The following is a 17265-nucleotide window of genomic DNA, read 5'->3' on the forward strand; positions in this document are numbered from 1 at the left end:
TGTCAGTTCAGCGTGGCGTGAGGGCTGCGAGCGGCAGCCTAGAGTCAACGCGCGTAGCGCAACAGGGGGTAAGGGTTACATCCAGGTTGCGAGATCTCCGCCGTACTCTCGATGCATGACCATTGACGCAGTCATTCCGGAGCCGGGCCGACAGATCCAGACGCTCGACGAGCTGACGCCCGAGCAGGCCGAGGCAGTCCTCGAGCTGCTCCGCGAGTCCGCCCGGGCAGACGGCATGCAGGCCGTCTCCGAGCAGGGCCGGCTGCAGCTGCGGGGCGGAAAGCGGGAAGGCGTACGGCACTTCCTGCTCACCGTCGAGGGCGAGCTGCGGGGATACGCACAGCTGGAGGACACCGACCCGGTCGAGGCCCCGGCCGCCGAACTGGTCGTGCACCCGGCGCACCGGGGACGCGGGCACGGGCGGGCGCTCGGCACCGCGCTGCTCGGGGCATCCGGCAAGCGGCTGCGCGTCTGGGCACACGGCGGGAAATCGGCCGCCCGCCATCTGTCACAGGTCCTCGGCCTCACCCTCTTCCGCGAACTGCGGCAGCTGCGGCGGCCGTTGACCCCCATGGACATCCCCGAGCCGGTCTACCCGCCCGGCGTGACCGTCCGCACCTTCGTGCCCGGCGAGGACGACGCCGCCTGGCTCTCGGTGAACGCCCGCGCCTTCGCCCACCACCCCGAGCAGGGCTCGCTGACCCAGCGCGACCTGGACGACCGCAAGGCCGAGCCCTGGTTTGACCCCAAGGGCTTCTTCCTCGCGGAGCGGGAGGGGGAGCTGATCGGCTTCCACTGGACGAAGGTCCACGCCGAGGAGCAGCTCGGCGAGGTGTACGTGATCGGCGTGCTGCCCGAGGCCCAGGGCGGCGGCCTCGGCCTGGCCCTCACCAGCCTGGGCCTGCGACATCTGGCCGCCCAGGGCATGCCCGCCGCGATGCTGTACGTCGATGCGGACAACGCCGCCGCGCTGACGGTCTACGAGCGGCTCGGCTTCACCACGCACGAGGTGGACCTGATGTACCGCACGGAGACCTGATCCCCTGGGGGCCAGGGCGGCCACCTGAGCCCCTGGGCCAGGGCCGTCGGCAGCCCCTGGGGCCCCGGGCCGTCGCAGCCCCCGCCGATCCTGGCCCCGCCGATCGCGGCCCCGCCGATCGCGGCCCGGCGCGGGGCGAGCCCGCAGCCCGGGCCTCGAGCCCACGGCCTGCGGGGACCGGGCCGGGCGACCCCCGCGGCCTGGCCTCGCGCGGGCGAGCCCGCAGCCTGCGGGGACCGGGACCCGCTCGGTTCCGGCGGGCCGTGCAGGGGCCGCCGCCGCTGGGTCCCCACCACCACCGCACGCCCCCGGGGGCGTGCGGGTCCAGGGGGCCTGAGGGGCGGATCCGCCCTCGTAGACCGGGCCCCGCGCTGCCAGGACGTCATGTCGTCGTTACCGGCCATTCAGCCTCCCTTGCGACCCTCACTCAATGCAGCCCGCCGTGCCCGCCTCCCCCAACGGGAGAAATCACCTCACGTCGGCCCCCTCCGACGCGCCTGAGCCGCCCCCGGCGCGGAACAATGGGTTCATGAGCCAGCAGCCCGCCGAGGTCCCGGTCCAGCAGTCCCAGCCGCCGCAGCCGTCCGTCGGCTCGATCGCCGCGCACCGTCCGCACGCCACCGCCGCCACGGTCTCCGACCTGGAGCCCGACATCGACGCCGACCTGGACGGATACGAGGTCAGCAACGGGAACGGGCCGGCTGCCAAGCACAGCGGCGACCTGCCGGAAGGCCGGTTCCTGGACCGCGAGCGGAGCTGGCTCGCCTTCAACGAGCGGGTGCTGGAGCTTGCCGAGGACCCGAACACCCCGCTGCTGGAGCGGGCGAACTTCCTCGCGATCTTCGCGTCCAACCTGGACGAGTTCTTCATGGTCCGCGTCGCCGGGCTGAAGCGCCGCATCGCGACCGGAGTAGCCACCCGTTCGGCCTCAGGGCTGCAGCCCCGCGAGGTCCTCGACCTGATCTGGACCCGCTCGCGCGAGCTCATGGCCCGGCACGCCGCCGCCTACCAGCAGGACGTGGCCCCCGCCCTGGCCGACGAGGGCATCCACATCATCCGCTGGCCGGAGCTCAGCGAGAAGGAGCAGGCGCGTCTGTTCACGCTGTTCCGCCAGCAGATCTTCCCGGTCCTCACCCCGCTGGCCGTGGACCCCGCGCACCCGTTCCCGTATATCTCCGGCCTCTCGCTCAACCTCGCGGTCGTCGTCCGCAACCCGGTCAGCGGCCACCGCCACTTCGCCCGGGTGAAGGTCCCGCCGCTGCTCTCCCGCTTCCTGGAGGCCTCCCCGCAGCGGTACGTCCCGCTGGAGGACGTGATCGCCGCGCATCTGGAGGAGCTGTTCCCCGGCATGGAGGTGCTCGCGCACCATATGTTCCGGGTGACCAGGAACGAGGACCTGGAGGTCGAGGAGGACGACGCCGAGAACCTGCTCCAGGCCCTGGAGAAGGAGCTGCTGCGCCGCCGCTTCGGCCCGCCGGTGCGGCTGGAGGTCGAGGAGTCCATCGACCCGTACGTCCTGGACCTGCTGGTCCGCGAGCTGAAGATCTCCGAGTCCGAGGTCTATCCGCTGCCCGGCCCGCTGGACCTCACCGGACTGTTCGGGATCGCCGCGCTGGACCGGCCCGAACTGAAGTACCCGAAGTTCATCGCCGGCACCCACCGCGACCTCGCCGAGGTGGAGTCCGCCTCCGCCCCCGACATCTTTATGGCGCTGCGCGAGCGGGACGTCCTGCTGCACCACCCGTACGACTCCTTCTCCACCTCCGTGCAGGCCTTCCTGGAGCAGGCCGCGGCCGACCCGGACGTACTGGCGATCAAGCAGACGCTGTACCGCACCTCCGGCAAGTCCCCGATCGTGGACGCGCTGATAGACGCCGCCGAGTCCGGCAAGCAGGTCCTGGTCCTCGTCGAGATCAAGGCCCGCTTCGACGAGCAGGCCAACATCAAGTGGGCGCGGAAGCTGGAGGAGGCCGGCTGCCATGTGGTCTACGGCCTGGTCGGGCTGAAGACGCACTGCAAGCTGTCGCTGGTGGTCCGGCAGGAGGGCGAAACGCTGCGCCGGTACAGCCACGTCGGCACGGGCAACTACCACCCGAAGACGGCCCGGCTGTACGAGGACCTGGGGCTGCTCACCGCGGACCCGCAGGTCGGCGCGGATCTGTCGGACCTGTTCAACCGGCTGTCCGGCTACTCGCGCCGGGAGACGTACCGCAGGCTGCTGGTCGCCCCCAAATCCCTGCGCGACGGGCTGATCTCCCGCATCAACAAGGAGATCGCGCACCACCGGGCCGGACGCCCCGCCTCCGTACGCATCAAGGTCAACTCGATGGTGGACGAGGCTGTCGTCGACGCCCTGTACCGGGCGTCCATGGCGGGCGTGCCCGTGGACATCTGGGTGCGCGGGATCTGCGCGATACGCCCCGGGGTCACCGGGCTGTCGGAGAACATCCGGGTCCGCTCGGTCCTCGGGCGCTTCCTGGAGCACTCCCGGATCTTCGTCTTCGGCAACGGCGGGGAACCCGAAGTGTGGTTCGGCAGCGCCGACATGATGCACCGCAACCTCGACCGCCGTATCGAGGCGCTCGTCCGGGTCACCGACCCGGGCCACCGCGCGGCCCTGAGCCGGCTGCTGGAGACGGGCATGTCCGACTCCACCTCCTCCTGGCACCTCGGCCCGGACGGAGCCTGGACCAGGCACGCCACGGACCCCGACGGCCAGCCGCTGCGGCATGTACAGGAGATGCTCATTGACGCCCGGAGGCGCCGGCGTGCACAGACCTGAAGTTTCCCGGCAGGACCCTGCCGCCGTGATCGAACCCCGCTCCACGGGGGGCGGGGACCCGTCGGGGTTCCCGGGCCTGGAGACGGACACGGCCGGCGAGGCCCTTGCCCGGTACCTCCATGCGCAGGCGGGGGATTTTCTGCGCAGCCTGCGGCTGCACGGCGAGAGCGGTTCGGACACGGCTGCCACCGCCCAGGCGGCGCTGACGCTGCGGATGGCGGCGCGGCGCATCGGCGGGACGCTGCACACGTTCCGGCCGCTGCTGGACCCCGTATGGGCGGAGGAGCTGAGTGCGGAGCTCTCCTGGCTGTCCGCCACGCTCGCCCAGGAGCACGCCTGCACCTCCCGGCTGTCCCGGCTGCTGGACGCCCTGTCCCGTCTTTCGGGCGCGGTCCCGCTGCCCCCGGCCCGGGCGGAGCTGCCCCCACTGCCCCCACTGCCCCCGGGCCACACGGAGCCGACCCCGGGCCGCGCGGGCGACGAAGGCCCCGCGGCCCGCACACGGGACCCGGCAGCGGCGCCCCGGGGGGAGAGCGGCGACACGGACGGCGCCGGGAGCGCGGCCGCGGGGGCCGACGCTGCCGGAGCGCCCGCCGGACCACGCACCGCACCCGAAACACCCACCGGCGAAGCGCCCGACGGCAAGGTCCCCGCCGGACCGCGCACCGCACCCGAAACACCCACCGGCGAGGCACCCGTCGGCGCCCGCACCTCAGGGGCGCGGACCTCTCCGGCGGCCCATCCGACGACCCGGACGGCACGGGGGGTGGTCACGGCCCAGGCCGATCCCCCGGCGGCCTCCGCCACGCACCCCCCTGCCCCTCCCCTCGCCGATCCCCCGGCGGCGGCCGAGGACCATCCCGCCCACGGGGAGCAGACCGCATCGTCCCGCCGCGCGGGAGTCGCGTCACGCACGGCGGGAGCCGCGTCACGCACGAGCGCTCCGGCGTCCCGGGCCAGCCGGACGACCACCGGCACCGGCTCGCTCACCGTCGGCGCCGCCCGTGCGGGGGCGCTGCTGGAGCGACAGCTCACCCTCGCCCGGACGCGCGCCCACTCCGCCGCGCTGCAGGCGCTCGGCTCGTCCCGTTTCCACGCGGTCGCCGACGCCGTCGCCGTCCTCGCCTCCGAGCTGCCGCTCGGCCCCGCGGCCGGAGCGTCGGCCGCCGAGGCGCTCATCCGTCCCGCGCAGCTCGCCGAGCGGCGGCTGCTGGAGGCGGTCGCCGTGCTTCCGCTCTCCCGCGCGGCCCACCCGTACAACGCGGAAGCGCTGGTCCACGGCCTGTCCGCGGCGCCGGCGGGCGAGGCGCAGGACGCGCCCTGGCATCAGGTGCGCCAGCTGCTGCGGCTGCACCGGTACGCGCGGGAGGTGCTGCATCCGCAGGCCGCCGATCCGGTGCTGGGCCAGGCGGGCCGGGTTCTCGACCGGCACCGGGACGCGGCCGAGGCCGCCGAGGCCGCCGCGACGGCGGCGCGCACTCCGCGCATCGCCCCGGCCACCGCCTACGCGCTGGGGGTGCTGCACGCGGACCAGCGGCATGAGGTGGAGGCCGCCCGCTTCGCGTTCCAGCAGGTCTGGCTGCGGACGCCCGTCACGGCCACGGTGTCATGAACACGCACCGCCCCGAGACGGGCCATGAGGCGGAGACGGGCCATGAGGCGGAGACGGGCCATGACACGGAGACGGTCCTGGCGGCCGGATGCGTCCTGTGGCGGCGTTCCCCGCACGGCTACGCCCAGGGCACCCCGTACATCGGCGAGGGCATCGAGATCTGCCTCGTACACCGCCCGAAATACGATGACTGGTCCCATCCGAAGGGGAAGCTGAAGCGCGGCGAGGACGCCCTGGCCTGCGCACTGCGCGAGGTGCTTGAGGAGACCGGCCACCGCTGCGTCCCGGGCGCCCGGCTGCCCACGGTCCGCTATGTCGCGACCGGCCGCCCCAAAGAGGTCCGGTACTGGGCGGCCGAGGCCACCACGGGCTCCTTCGCCGCGGGCCACGAGGTCGACCAGATCGTCTGGCTCCCCCCGGCGGCGGCCCGTCACCGGCTCACTCAGCCACGTGACCGAAAACTGGTGGATGCGCTGCTGGACGCGCTCCGCTCGGCCTGACGGCGCCCCCCGGGGGCGCGTGACACGACTTGACCGCGGCGTGACGGCAGTCGCCGAGCCCCTCGCGTTCCGGCCCGCCCACACCTGCACAACAGCCTCATAACGGGCCGGACACGGAACAGCTACGGAACCCCGAATGACCTCGACCGCCCAGCACCAGCACCCAGCCGCCGAGCACGGTTCACCTTCCGTTCACTCTCCCCGGTTTGCCACTTCACCTGATCTGCCTAATTTCAGCCGTACACGGTGACCAGCGCACTGCGGCACCACCAAACCCCGACGCACGCCGCCATACGTTTCCGACATCGGTCTGCGTCACGGCGGCTCCTGGAAGGAACACCCGAAAGTGAAGCTTCAGCGCAAGAACGGACTTCGCGCGACCGCGCTTGGCGCCCTCGCCGTTTCCGGCGCCCTGGTTCTCACGGCGTGTGGTTCGGACGACAACACCGGCGGCAGCGGCACCGGCGGCAACAGCGGCGAGAAGACCGCGGCCGCGTCGACCATCGACTGTGGCGACGCCAAGGGCCAGCTGCTCGCGGCGGGCTCCAGCGCCCAGAAGAACGCCATGGACCTGTGGGTGAAGAACTTCCAGGCCGCCTGCTCCGGCGTGGAGATCAACTACCAGGCGATCGGCTCCGGCGGCGGCATCACCAAGTTCACCCAGGGCCAGGTCACCTTCGCAGGCTCCGACTCCGCCCTGAAGCCGGACGAGGTCACCGAGTCCCAGAAGGTCTGCAAGGACGGCAAGGGCATCAACCTCCCGATGGTCGGCGGCCCCGTCGCCATCGGCTACAACCTGCCCGGCGTGGAGAACCTGGTCCTCGACGCCCCGACCCTCGCCAAGATCTTCGACTCGAAGATCACCAAGTGGAACGACGAGGCCATCGCGAAGCTCAACCCGGACGCGAAGCTCCCGGACACCGCGATCCAGGCCTTCCACCGCTCGGACGAGTCCGGCACCACGCAGAACCTGCACAAGTACCTCAGCACGGCCGCCCCGAACGAGTGGAAGCACGACCCGAAGTCGAAGTCGTGGCTGGCCCCCGGCGGCCAGGCGGCCAACGGCTCCTCCGGCGTCGCGGCAGCCGTCAAGGGCGCCGAGAACTCGATCGGCTACTTCGAGCTCTCCTACGCCACCGCCCAGTCCATCCCGACCGTGAGCATCGACACCGGCGCCGGCGCGCCCGTCGAGGCCACCACGGAGAACGCCTCCAAGGCCATCGCCGCCGCCAAGGTCAAGGGCACCGGCAACGACCTGGCCCTGGAGCTCGACTACGCCACCAAGGCCGAGGGTGCTTACCCGATCATCCTGGTCACCTACGAGATCCCCTGCGACAAGGGCAACAAGGCGGAGACCCTGCCGACGCTGAAGGCGTTCCTGAACTACACCGTCAGCGAGGAGGGCCAGAAGGTCCTCGCCGACGCCGGCTACGCCCCGCTGCCGACGGAGATCGCGGCCAAGGTCCGCGAGATCGTCCCCACCCTGTCCTGACCCCGACCGGGGCCGGCCGGTTCCTCGCACACCCGTGAGGGACCGGCCGGCTCCGGCATCCGGTGCACCGCCGCCAGGAGCCGCACAGCTCCGCAGACCGGAGAAAACCGATGGCAACAACTGCTCACAGCGAAGTGCCGCCCCCCAAGGGGCCGGCCATAGAGACCACCAAGACCAAGAGCAAGGTCCGCCCGGGCGACCGGGTGTTCCTGGGCCTCTCCCGCGGCTCCGGCATCACCCTGCTGGTGATCATGGCCGCGATCGCAGCCTTCCTCACCTACCGCGCGGCCCTCGCGATCTCGAAGGACGAGGGCAACTTCTTCACCACCTTCGAGTGGAACCCGGCCGGCGACCCGCCGGTCTTCGGCATCGCCGTCCTCGCCTTCGGCACGGTCGTCTCCTCGATCATCGCCATGGTGATCGCCGTGCCGGTCGCGGTCGGCATCGCGCTTTTCATCTCGCACTACGCGCCGCGCAAGCTCGCCGCCCCGCTCGCGTACGTCGTCGACCTGCTGGCCGCCGTGCCGTCGATCATCTACGGCCTCTGGGGCGCGATCTTCCTCGTCCCGTATCTGGGCGGCCTCAACAAGTGGCTCGACCAGTACATGGGCTGGACGTACATCTTCGACAAGTCCAGCCCGGGCGTCGCCCGCAACCTCTTCACCGTCGGCATCCTGCTGGCGATCATGATCCTGCCGATCATCACCAACGTGACCCGTGAGGTCTTCCTCCAGGTGCCCAGGATGCACGAGGAGGCCGCGCTGGCTCTCGGCGCCACCCGCTGGGAGGTCATCCGCATGTCGGTGCTGCCCTTCGGCCGCTCCGGCATCATCAGCGCCTCCATGCTCGGCCTCGGCCGCGCGCTCGGCGAGACCATGGCCGTCGCGGTCGTCCTCTCCCCGAGCTTCCTGATCTCCGGGCATCTGCTCGACCCGGGCGGCGGAACGTTCGCTCAGAACATCGCCGCCAAGTTCAACGAGGCGGACGAGTTCGGCCGCGACGCCCTGATCGCCTCCGGTCTGGTCCTGTTCGTCATCACGCTGCTGGTCAATGGCGCGGCCCGAATGATCATCGCCCGCCGCAAGGAGTACTCGGGGGCCAACGCATGATGAGCCAGACCATCCAGGACCGACGCCGTCCGGCCGCCGTCCAGCGCGTCAACCACCTCTCGCACGCCCGTCTCCCCCGCTGGGCGCAGCCGGCCATCGCGGTCGCCTCGATCGCCGCAGGCTGCGGCATCGGCCTCGCGGCCGGCTGGCACAGCAAGGTGCAGTGGGGCCTGCTGGCGGCGATGATCTTCGTACTCGCCAGCTTCGTGATCACCACCCGGGTCGAGGGCGCCCGGCAGGCCAAGGACCGGGTGGCCACCAGCGTCATCTGGGTCTCCTTCATCCTGGCGATCGTCCCGCTGCTCTCCCTGTCCTGGGTCACGATCAGCAAGGGCATCGAGGTCCTCGACCCGTACTTCCTCACCCACTCGATGAACGGCGTCCTCGACGCCGCGCCCGGCGGCGGTCTCTACCACGCGCTGCTCGGCACCATCGAGCAGGTCGCCCTCGCCGCCCTGATCGCCGCGCCGATCGGCCTGCTGACCGCGATCTACCTGGTCGAGTACGGCGGCGGGACGCTGGCCAAGGCCATCACGTTCTTCGTCGACGTCATGACGGGCATCCCGTCGATCGTCGCGGGTCTGTTCATCCTCGCCACCTGGAATCTGATGCTGGGCTTCGGGCCCTCCGGATTCGCCGGCTCGCTGGCGCTCGCCATCCTGATGATGCCGGTCGTGGTCCGCTCCACCGAGGAGATGCTCAAGCTCGTCCCGAACGAGCTGCGCGAGGCGTCGCTCGCCCTGGGCGTCCCCAAGTGGCGGACTATCCTCAAGGTGGTGCTCCCCACCGCGATCGGCGGCATCACCACGGGCGTCATGCTCGCGGTCGCCCGCATCACCGGTGAGACGGCTCCCGTGCTGCTGCTCGTCTTCGGCACCAAGCTGATCAACCCGAACCCCTTCGAAGGCGCTCAGGCGTCCCTGCCGCTGTATGTGTACGAGCAGTACGCCGTCGGCACCGACGCCTCCATCGCGCGTGCCTGGGCCGGCGCCCTCGTACTGATCGCCTTCGTCATGCTCCTCAACCTGGTGGCCCGCGGCATCGCCCGCTGGAAGGCCCCGAAGACCGGCCGCTAAGGCCATCTGGAAGTGATTTGAATGGCCAAGCGAATCGACGTCAGCGGCCTGACCGCCTACTACGGCTCCCACAAGGCGATCGAGGACATCTCGATGACCGTGGAGCCCCGCTCCGTGACCGCCTTCATCGGCCCGTCCGGCTGCGGCAAGTCCACGTTTCTGCGCACCCTGAACCGCATGCACGAGGTCACCCCCGGCGGCCGTGTCGAGGGCAAGGTGCTGCTGGACGACGAGAACCTGTACGCGTCCGGGGTCGACCCCGTCGCAGTACGCCGTACGGTCGGCATGGTCTTCCAGCGGCCCAACCCCTTCCCGACGATGTCGATCTACGACAATGTCGCGGCGGGCCTGCGGCTGAACGGCAACTACAAGAAGAGCCAGCTCAACGACATCGTCGAGAAGTCGCTGCGCGGCGCGAACCTCTGGAACGAGGTCAAGGACCGCCTGAACAAGCCGGGCTCGGGCCTCTCCGGCGGTCAGCAGCAGCGTCTGTGCATCGCCCGTGCGATCGCGGTCGAGCCGGACGTGCTGCTGATGGACGAGCCGTGCTCGGCGCTCGACCCGATCTCCACGCTGGCGATCGAGGACCTGATCGGCGAGCTGAAGGAACGCTTCACGATCGTCATCGTGACGCACAACATGCAGCAGGCGGCGCGCGTCTCGGACCGCACGGCGTTCTTCAACCTGGCGGCCGTGGGCCAGCCGGGCAAGCTGATCGAGATAGACGAGACGGAGCGGATCTTCTCCAACCCGTCTGTCCAGGCGACCGAGGACTACATCTCGGGCCGCTTCGGATAAGTCACCCGGTCAGGAGACCGAGATGGGCCGGGGGCACGACGGCTGACGGCGGCGGCGGGCAATCCCCGACGCATCGCCGGCCCCTCCCGGCACACCGGTCTCCTCAAGTACTCGTCTCGCGGTGCTGCATGGCGGTGCCACCGCAAGACGACAAGGGCCCGCCCCCTCACTCCCAGAGGGGGCGGGCCCATTCCTGTACGTCTGCACGGGTCCGTCGGCCGTACCCGGCCGCTCAGGCGAACACCAGCCACACCAGCCCATAGCCCAGCGCAGCGACCACCGCCGCCATCGGCATGGCGACACTGCACCCCCCCGGGGGACGACCCCCGGACCCCCCGCAGCACCCGGCCCCGGCACCACGCCGCTCAGGCGAACACCAGCCACACCAGCCCATAGCTCAACGCAGCAACCACCGCCGCCATCGGCATGGTGACGAACCACCCGAGCACGATGTTCTTCGCGACGCCCCACCGCACCGCGTTCACCCGCTTCGTCGCGCCGACGCCCATGATCGCCGAGGTGATGACATGCGTCGTGGAGATCGGCGCCTGGAACACCAACGCCGAACCGAACATGATCGACGCACCGGTGGCCTCCGCCGCGAACCCCTGCGGCGGATCCAGCTCGATGATCTTGCGTCCGAGCGTCCGCATGATGCGCCAGCCGCCCGCGTACGTGCCCAGGGACAGCATCACCGCACTGGCGATCTTCACCCACAGCGGGATCGGGTCGCCGAAGTCCTCCACATCCGCGATGACCAGGGCCATCACCACGATGCCCATGGTCTTCTGGGCGTCCTGGAGACCGTGACCGAGCGCCATGCCGGCCGCGGAGACCGTCTGAGCTATCCGGAAGCCGCGCTTCGCCTTGTGCGGGTTGGCCTTGCGGAAGATCCACATGATCCCGGCCATGACCAGATAGCCGGCCAGCAGACCCACGATCGGCGAGACGAACATCGGGATGACGACCTTCTCCAGCACCCCGCTCCAGATCACCTCCGTGCCGCCCGCGAGCGCCGCGCCCACCATGCCGCCGAACAGCGCGTGCGAGGACGACGACGGCAGCCCGAAGTACCAGGTGATCAGGTTCCAGGTGATCGCCCCGAGCAGTGCCGCGAAGAGGATGCCCATCCCCTTGTTGCTGGCCTCGGGTGTCTCGATCAGGCCCTCGCTGACGGTCTTGGCGACCCCGCTGCCCAGGAAGGCGCCCGCGAGGTTCATCACCGCCGCCATCAGCAGCGCGGCCCGGGGCGTCAGCGCGCGGGTGGACACCGAGGTGGCGATGGCGTTCGCGGAGTCGTGAAAGCCGTTGGTATACGTGAAGAAGAGCGCGACCCCGATGGTCACGACCAGGGCAAAGGTGTCCACTAGGACTCAGGACTCCTTGACCGCGATGGTCTCCACCGTGTTCGCGACATGCTCGAACGCGTCCGCAGCCTCTTCCAGCACATCCACGATCTGCTTGAGCTTGAGGACCTCGATGGCGTCGTACTTGCCGTTGAAGAGGTGCGCCAGCAGCTTGCGGTGAATCTGGTCGGCCTGGTTCTCCAGCCGGTTGACCTCGATCCAGTATTCGGTGAGGTTGTCCATCGTCCGCAGATGCGGCATGGCCTCCGCCGTCAGCACCGCCGCCCGCGCCAGGACCTCGATCTGCTGCTCGACGCCCTTGGGCAGTTCCTCGATCTGGTACAGGACGACGAGGTCGACGGCCTCCTCCATGAAGTCCATGATGTCGTCGAGCGACGATGCGAGGGAGTAGATGTCCTCGCGGTCGAACGGCGTGATGAACGAGGAGTTGAGCTGGTGGAAGATCGCATGCGTGGCGTCGTCCCCGGCGTGCTCCGCTGCCCGCATCCGTTCCGCGATCTCGGCCCGGGCGGAGGCGTCCGCCCCGAGCATCTCCATCAGGAGCTTGGAGCCCGTGACGATGTTGTCCGCGGATGCGGCGAACATGTCGTAGAAGCTCGTCTCCCTGGGGGTCAGACGAAAACGCACGTGGGGTCCTCGGGGTGCTTTGGGGTGGGTCAGGGTGATGCTAGGCGCATCATCCGGCCACGGGTAACCGGCAAGTCCCCAGTGTCGCCCATCAGGCACCGAGATCAGCACGGGGGCCCGCCCCGTTCTCGCACGATTCGTTACGATATACCCACGAGGGGTATCGGATCCCTTTCGGACAACGGGAGGACGCGATGACGACCACCAAGGCGGCCGGCCCCCCGGTCACCGAACCAGCCGACAGCCCCGTCCAGGCCACCGGACACGGCGCCCGCACGGGCCACGCCGAACGCGCCGAGCACGGCGACGACGCGGCGCACGGCGACCACGCGGTGCACGGGTACCACAAGCAGAAGGACGAGCACCTCAAGCGGCTTCGCCGGGTCGAAGGCCAGATCCGCGGCCTCCAGCGGATGGTCGAGGAGGACGTCTACTGCATCGACATACTCACCCAGGTGTCCGCGTCGACGAAGGCCCTGCAGTCCTTCGCGCTCCAGCTCCTGGAGGAGCATCTGCGCCACTGCGTCGCGGATGCGGCGCTGAAGGGCGGGGACGAGATCGACGCGAAGGTCGAGGAGGCGACGAAGGCGATCGCCCGTCTGCTGCGGACCTGACGACGGGCCCGGGCTTGAACCCCGGGCCTCTGCAGGCCCCTTGCCGGGCACTGCCCGGGCCCCCGCCCGGCTCTTGCCGGGCCCGGCAGCCCGGGTCACTCCAGGGCCGCGAGGAGCGCGGAGCGCTCGGCCGCCACCTTCAGGACCTCGTCGATGCGGTCGGGGCTGAGCCGTTCCTCGTCCGCGGCCGACGCCGCGATCATCAGCTCACCGCACAGCTCGATCTCGGCGAGGGCCACATGGTCCTGGACGGTCGCGGTTGCGGTTGCTGTCACGGTTGCTGTCAGGGTCGCGGTTGCGGTTGCGGTCGCGCTGCTCGGGGCCACGTGCACTCACCTCTTCCTGCCGTGCGTTCCCACCATGCCTTCGTGCGGCGTACGACGCTGCTCACTTGCTCCGCTGACGTGCCAACGGCCGGTTTCCCAGGGTAGGGAGCGATACACGCGCGGCGCATGACACGTCTGGACCATTTAAGCCCTGATCTTCCCTGAGTAAATATCCTTTTTGTCCGGCAGTTGCACCGTGACAGGGGAACCGAAGTCATAGAGCAGGGTCGTCGAGGCGACATCCACCGTGCGCCCCTCGTTGACAAAGCTGAACCGGTGGCGCACTTTGCGCAGCAGACCCTTCTCGTCCACGTACGCGTCGAACGGGACCGCGTCATTGGCGAACCCTTTCGCCGCCGCGGCGAGCGAGGCGCGCGCATGCGGCTCCGCGGCCTCGGCCGCCAGCGCGATGTCCGTGGTGCCGCGGTAGTGCCGCACCGTCGCGCCCGACAGCTTCTCCTCGCCCACGTACTCGATGTCCCGCGCGCCGCGCAGCAGCTCGGCGGCCGCCAGCGGGTCGGTCGCGCCGCCCGTGACGAGGTTGCCGTCCTCCAGGGTCGCAGTGTCGATCCGGACCCACTTGTCGGCGGGCACGCCCGCGCCGCGGTTCTTCATATACAGCGCACCCGGCGTCAGCAGTTCGGTGACCGGGCGCCCCGCCTCCGCTCCCGTGGGGTCCTCGGGCAGCACCACGGTCAGCCGGCCCATCCGCCGTACGAAGTCGTAGCCGCCCTCGCCCCGGATGGTGAGCCGGGTGCCTCCCGACGCCATCTCCATGGACGTACGGGCCAGGGCGCTGCCCGCCCCGGTGAGCTTGTCCGCGGCCTCACGCACCTCGCCGGGGGAGCCGTCACGGGACCGGTCACCGCGCGCCGCGCCCTCGGCGACGGTGTCCGCACCGCCGGAGCAGCCGACGGCCGCCGCCGCGCCCAGGACGGCAGCCGCCACGGCGGTGATCGCCCGGGTGTCCGCCCCGCCCCTGCGCCTGTGCTGCTGCACTGCCATCGCCTGCCAACCCCCAACGCCCGGCCGCGGTCTGCCGCCTTTTCCTGTACGAGACCCCTCCCGCCCGCTTTAACGACGGCCCGGGGCAAGCCGTCACGCGGCGTCGACGGGGTGCGGCGGGCGCGCGCCCGAGTACCGTTGGACCGTGCCTCAGCCAGCGCCCCGCACCGATCTCCCGGCAGCGCCGCCCGCACCGCCGGACGACCCGAGACACGACACGAGACACGATCCGCAACACGACCCTCGTCACGTCGCCGGAGACGACGCCGCGACGCACTCCGCCACGACTGCGGAGACCGGCTCCTTCGCCCACGCCCGCTGCTCCTGCGGATGGCGCGGCCCGGCCCGGCGCTCGCGCGAGCGAGCCCGGGCCGACGTGGCCTTGCATCTGCCACCCCCGCCGACACCCGCCTGACCCCCGGAGGCCGCCATGGACCGGCGTACGCTTCTCATCGCCGCCGCGGCGGCCGCCGCGACCGGCTGCACCGCGACCAACGGCGGCACGGCCACCGCCACCCCCGCCCGCACCCCTCCGCCGACCGGCACCCCAGGGGCGTCGGCGCCCGCCGACTGGAACGCGCTCGCCCGCGGCCTGGACGGCGAACTGATCCGCCCCGGCGACGCCGAGTTCCCGACCGCCCGCCTCCTCTACAACACCCGCTTCGACAGCCTGAAACCGGCCGCCGTGGCGTATGTCGCGGGCGAGGACGACGTCAGGGAGTGCCTGGCGTTCGCGCGCGCCCGCGCCGTCCCCGTGGCGGTCCGCAACGGCGGCCACTCCTACGGGGGTTGGTCCTCCGGCGACGGCCGGCTCATCGTCGACGTCTCCTCGCTCGACGAGGTGGCGGCGGACGGAACCGTAGGAGCGGGGGCCAAGCTGATCGGCGTCTATGACTCCCTGGCCGGCCACGGCCGCACCATTCCCGGCGGCACCTGCCCGACGGTCGGCGTCTCCGGCCTCGCGCTCGGCGGCGGCCACGGCGTGGTCTCACGGGCGTACGGGCTGACCTGCGACAGCCTCATGTCGGCCACCGTCGTCACCGCCGACGGCCGGGTGCTGACGGCGGACGCGGACGAGAACAAGGACCTGTACTGGGCGCTGCGCGGGGCGGGAGGCGGCAACTTCGGCGTGGTGACGCGCTTCCGCTTCCGCACCCATCCGGCCCCCGCGACCGTCGCCGCCTTTCTGACCTGGCCCTGGTCCAGGGCCGAGGCCGTGCTGGACGCCTGGCAGCGCTGGGGCCCCGACCAGCCGGACGAGATCTGGTCGTCGCTGCAACTGTCGGCGGGCGCGGGCGGGGTCACCCCCACCGTCGCCGTGAACACACTGTCCCTCGGCACGGAGAGCGAGTTGCGCAACCAGGTGGACCGGCTCGTCGACCGGGTGGGCGCGGCCGCGACCAACGTCGCCTTCCGGAAGCGCAGTTTCCAGGATGCGATGCTCGCGAACGCCGGCTGCCTCGGGCTCACCGAGGACCAGTGCAGGCTGCCGGGCGGCACCCCCGGCCGCAGCCCCGAAGGAACACTTCGGCGCGACACCTACTCCGCCGCCTCCGACTTCTTCGACCGCGACCTCGCCCCCGCCGGGCTGCGCACACTGATCGCTCGGACGGAGGCGTTCACCCGGATCACCGCGGCGCAGGGCGGCGGAGCCGGCAGCCTGCTGCTCACAGCGCTCGGCGGTGCGGTCAACCGGGTGGACCCGCTGGCCACGGCCTTCGTACACCGCCGCTCACGGGTGCTCGTCCAGTACATCGCCTCCTGGCGGGCGGGCACTCCGGGGACGGCTCAGCAGTCCTGGCTCGGCGACACGCACACCGCGATGCAGCCGTATGCGTCGGGGGCCGCGTACCAGAACTACCCCGACCCCTCGTTGAAGGACTGGCGGCAGGCGTACTACGGCCCGGCGCTCGACCGGCTGACCCGGCTGAAGCAGCAGTACGACCCCGACCGGCTGTTCGACTTCGCGCAGGCGCTTTAGCAGTCGGGCCGTCCATCCGCCTCGCAGGCGCTATAGCAGTCGGGTCGCCCATCCGTTCTTCCGTCCCGTCACGCCGCGAGGTCGTTCTCGCAGGAGTCGGGCCCGCCGGTGCGCGGCTCCGGGACGCCGAAGGACTCCGCGGCACGCCCGCCGCCGCCGGGGCCGGCCCGCCGCGACCGTACGAGCCGCCCGAACCGCTCGGTCGCCGCGACCGCCGACACGAACGGGGTCAGCAGCGCGAGCGCGAGCGGGGCGAGCAGCAGGGCGACGGCGGTGCCGAGGGCGAAGCCGCCGATGACGTCGGTGGGGTAGTGGACGCCCATGTAGACCCGGCAGAAGCCCTCGGCGAGGGCCAGCCCGATGCCCGCGAAGCCGAACTTCCGGTGGGCGAGGAAGAGTCCGGCGCCGACGGCCATGGCCAGCGTGGCATGGTCGCTGACGAAGGAGTAGTCGGCCTTGCCCCCGATGAGGACGTCCAGGCCCTGGTGTTCGAGGAAGGGTCGCGGGCGTTCCACGAAGCCGCGGATCGGGATGTTGACGAGGAGCGCGACGCCGGCGGCCAGCGGTGTCCAGATCAGCCCGGCCACCGCGGAAATCGAGTCCTCGGGGGTGCCGCGCCGCCGCACGCTGAGCCAGCACCACAGCACTGTGAGCACCAGGGCGAGGAGGATTCCGTACTCCCCGACGAACGTCATGGCGCGGTCGAACCACGAAGGCGTGGCCGCGGTCAGGCCGTTGATGTCAAAGAGCAGACCGACATCCGGGTTGCCCCCGTCGACTGCGAGTCCAGCCATCTGCTGCGACATCTGCTGCGACCCTGCCTTCGCTTGCCTGAGCTGCCGTCTCTACGGAACGGCCGGTCTCGTCCGCGCGTTCCGGTCTCCACGGAATGATCACGATGACGTTATCCAAGAGAGACGGAAACTCGGTTCACGAC

The 17265-nt window shown here is 71.0% G+C and carries 15 protein-coding genes and 1 pseudogene; 11 read left to right on the forward strand and 5 right to left on the reverse strand.

The window, feature by feature from the left end; translation table 11 throughout:
- Nucleotides 1-115 precede the first annotated feature (115 nt).
- The 9 genes and pseudogenes from mshD to pstB all read left to right on the forward strand — a co-directional run bounded on the left by mshD (nucleotide 116) and on the right by pstB (nucleotide 10408).
- Complete coding sequence (gene mshD / locus QCN29_RS28880; RefSeq protein WP_279931854.1) at nucleotides 116-1039, forward strand: mycothiol synthase; 924 nt, start codon at nucleotides 116-118, stop codon at nucleotides 1037-1039.
- 529 nt (nucleotides 1040-1568) lie between these two features.
- Nucleotides 1569-3821 (forward strand): RNA degradosome polyphosphate kinase, encoded by a 2253-nt coding sequence (locus QCN29_RS28885; protein WP_279931856.1) that lies wholly within the window; start codon nucleotides 1569-1571, stop codon nucleotides 3819-3821.
- Nucleotides 3769-4152, forward strand: a pseudogene (locus QCN29_RS37355) (CHAD domain-containing protein); the annotation flags it as partial. The gene QCN29_RS28885 and the pseudogene QCN29_RS37355, both read left to right, overlap by 53 nt.
- Before the next feature lie 66 nt (nucleotides 4153-4218).
- Entirely contained in the window at nucleotides 4219-5433 is a 1215-nt protein-coding gene (locus QCN29_RS28890) for a CHAD domain-containing protein (RefSeq protein ID WP_450170217.1), read from the forward strand.
- On the forward strand, nucleotides 5430-5933 hold the full coding sequence (locus QCN29_RS28895; protein ID WP_279931858.1) for an NUDIX hydrolase: 504 nt from the start codon (nucleotides 5430-5432) through the stop codon (nucleotides 5931-5933). The genes QCN29_RS28890 and QCN29_RS28895 overlap by 4 nt, the downstream gene beginning before the upstream one ends.
- 346 nt (nucleotides 5934-6279) lie before the next feature.
- A complete protein-coding gene (gene pstS, locus QCN29_RS28900) occupies nucleotides 6280-7425 on the forward strand; it encodes a phosphate ABC transporter substrate-binding protein PstS (RefSeq protein ID WP_279931860.1) in 1146 nt (381 codons plus the stop codon).
- Between the two features lie 110 nt (nucleotides 7426-7535).
- On the forward strand, nucleotides 7536-8534 hold the full coding sequence (pstC, locus tag QCN29_RS28905) for a phosphate ABC transporter permease subunit PstC (protein WP_279931861.1): 999 nt from the start codon (nucleotides 7536-7538) through the stop codon (nucleotides 8532-8534).
- A complete protein-coding gene (gene pstA / locus QCN29_RS28910) occupies nucleotides 8534-9610 on the forward strand; it encodes a phosphate ABC transporter permease PstA (RefSeq protein WP_240139288.1) in 1077 nt (358 codons plus the stop codon). The genes pstC and pstA overlap by 1 nt, the downstream gene beginning before the upstream one ends.
- A gap of 21 nt (nucleotides 9611-9631) precedes the next feature.
- Nucleotides 9632-10408, forward strand: a complete 777-nt coding sequence (gene pstB / locus QCN29_RS28915; RefSeq protein ID WP_240139274.1) for a phosphate ABC transporter ATP-binding protein PstB — start codon at nucleotides 9632-9634, stop codon at nucleotides 10406-10408.
- A gap of 365 nt (nucleotides 10409-10773) precedes the next feature.
- On the opposite strand, the gene QCN29_RS28920 is transcribed toward pstB, so the two are convergent.
- Entirely contained in the window at nucleotides 10774-11775 is a 1002-nt protein-coding gene (locus QCN29_RS28920; protein ID WP_279931863.1) for an inorganic phosphate transporter, read from the reverse strand.
- Between the two features lie 6 nt (nucleotides 11776-11781).
- Nucleotides 11782-12402 carry a DUF47 domain-containing protein gene (locus QCN29_RS28925; protein ID WP_240139272.1) on the reverse strand — a complete coding sequence of 207 codons (621 nt, stop codon included), beginning with the start codon at nucleotides 12400-12402 and terminating at the stop codon, nucleotides 11782-11784.
- Nucleotides 12403-12596: 194 nt separating this feature from the next.
- Here QCN29_RS28925 and QCN29_RS28930 point away from each other — a divergent pair, with 194 nt between their 5' ends.
- The gene (locus tag QCN29_RS28930) at nucleotides 12597-13016 is read left to right on the forward strand and encodes a metal-sensitive transcriptional regulator (protein WP_279931864.1); all 420 of its coding nucleotides are present in this window, start codon (nucleotides 12597-12599) and stop codon (nucleotides 13014-13016) included.
- Nucleotides 13017-13111: 95 nt separating this feature from the next.
- Here the strand turns inward: QCN29_RS28930 and QCN29_RS28935 are convergent, their stop codons facing one another.
- Nucleotides 13112-13291, reverse strand: a complete 180-nt coding sequence (locus QCN29_RS28935; protein WP_240139271.1) for a hypothetical protein — start codon at nucleotides 13289-13291, stop codon at nucleotides 13112-13114.
- Between the two features lie 195 nt (nucleotides 13292-13486).
- Nucleotides 13487-14347 (reverse strand): hypothetical protein, encoded by an 861-nt coding sequence (locus QCN29_RS28940; RefSeq protein WP_279931865.1) that lies wholly within the window; start codon nucleotides 14345-14347, stop codon nucleotides 13487-13489.
- 430 nt (nucleotides 14348-14777) lie between these two features.
- On the opposite strand from QCN29_RS28940, the gene QCN29_RS28945 reads away from it, so the two are divergent.
- Complete coding sequence (locus QCN29_RS28945) at nucleotides 14778-16328, forward strand: FAD-binding oxidoreductase (protein ID WP_279931866.1); 1551 nt, start codon at nucleotides 14778-14780, stop codon at nucleotides 16326-16328.
- Between the two features lie 68 nt (nucleotides 16329-16396).
- Here the strand turns inward: QCN29_RS28945 and QCN29_RS28950 are convergent, their stop codons facing one another.
- Nucleotides 16397-17122, reverse strand: coding sequence for a phosphatase PAP2 family protein (locus QCN29_RS28950; RefSeq protein WP_279931868.1), 726 nt, complete (start codon nucleotides 17120-17122; stop codon nucleotides 16397-16399).
- Between the last annotated feature and the right edge of the window lie 143 nt (nucleotides 17123-17265).

The organism is Streptomyces chengmaiensis, assembly GCF_029846775.1.
In the GTDB taxonomy this organism is placed as follows: Bacteria; Actinomycetota; Actinomycetes; order Streptomycetales; family Streptomycetaceae; genus Streptomyces; species Streptomyces chengmaiensis.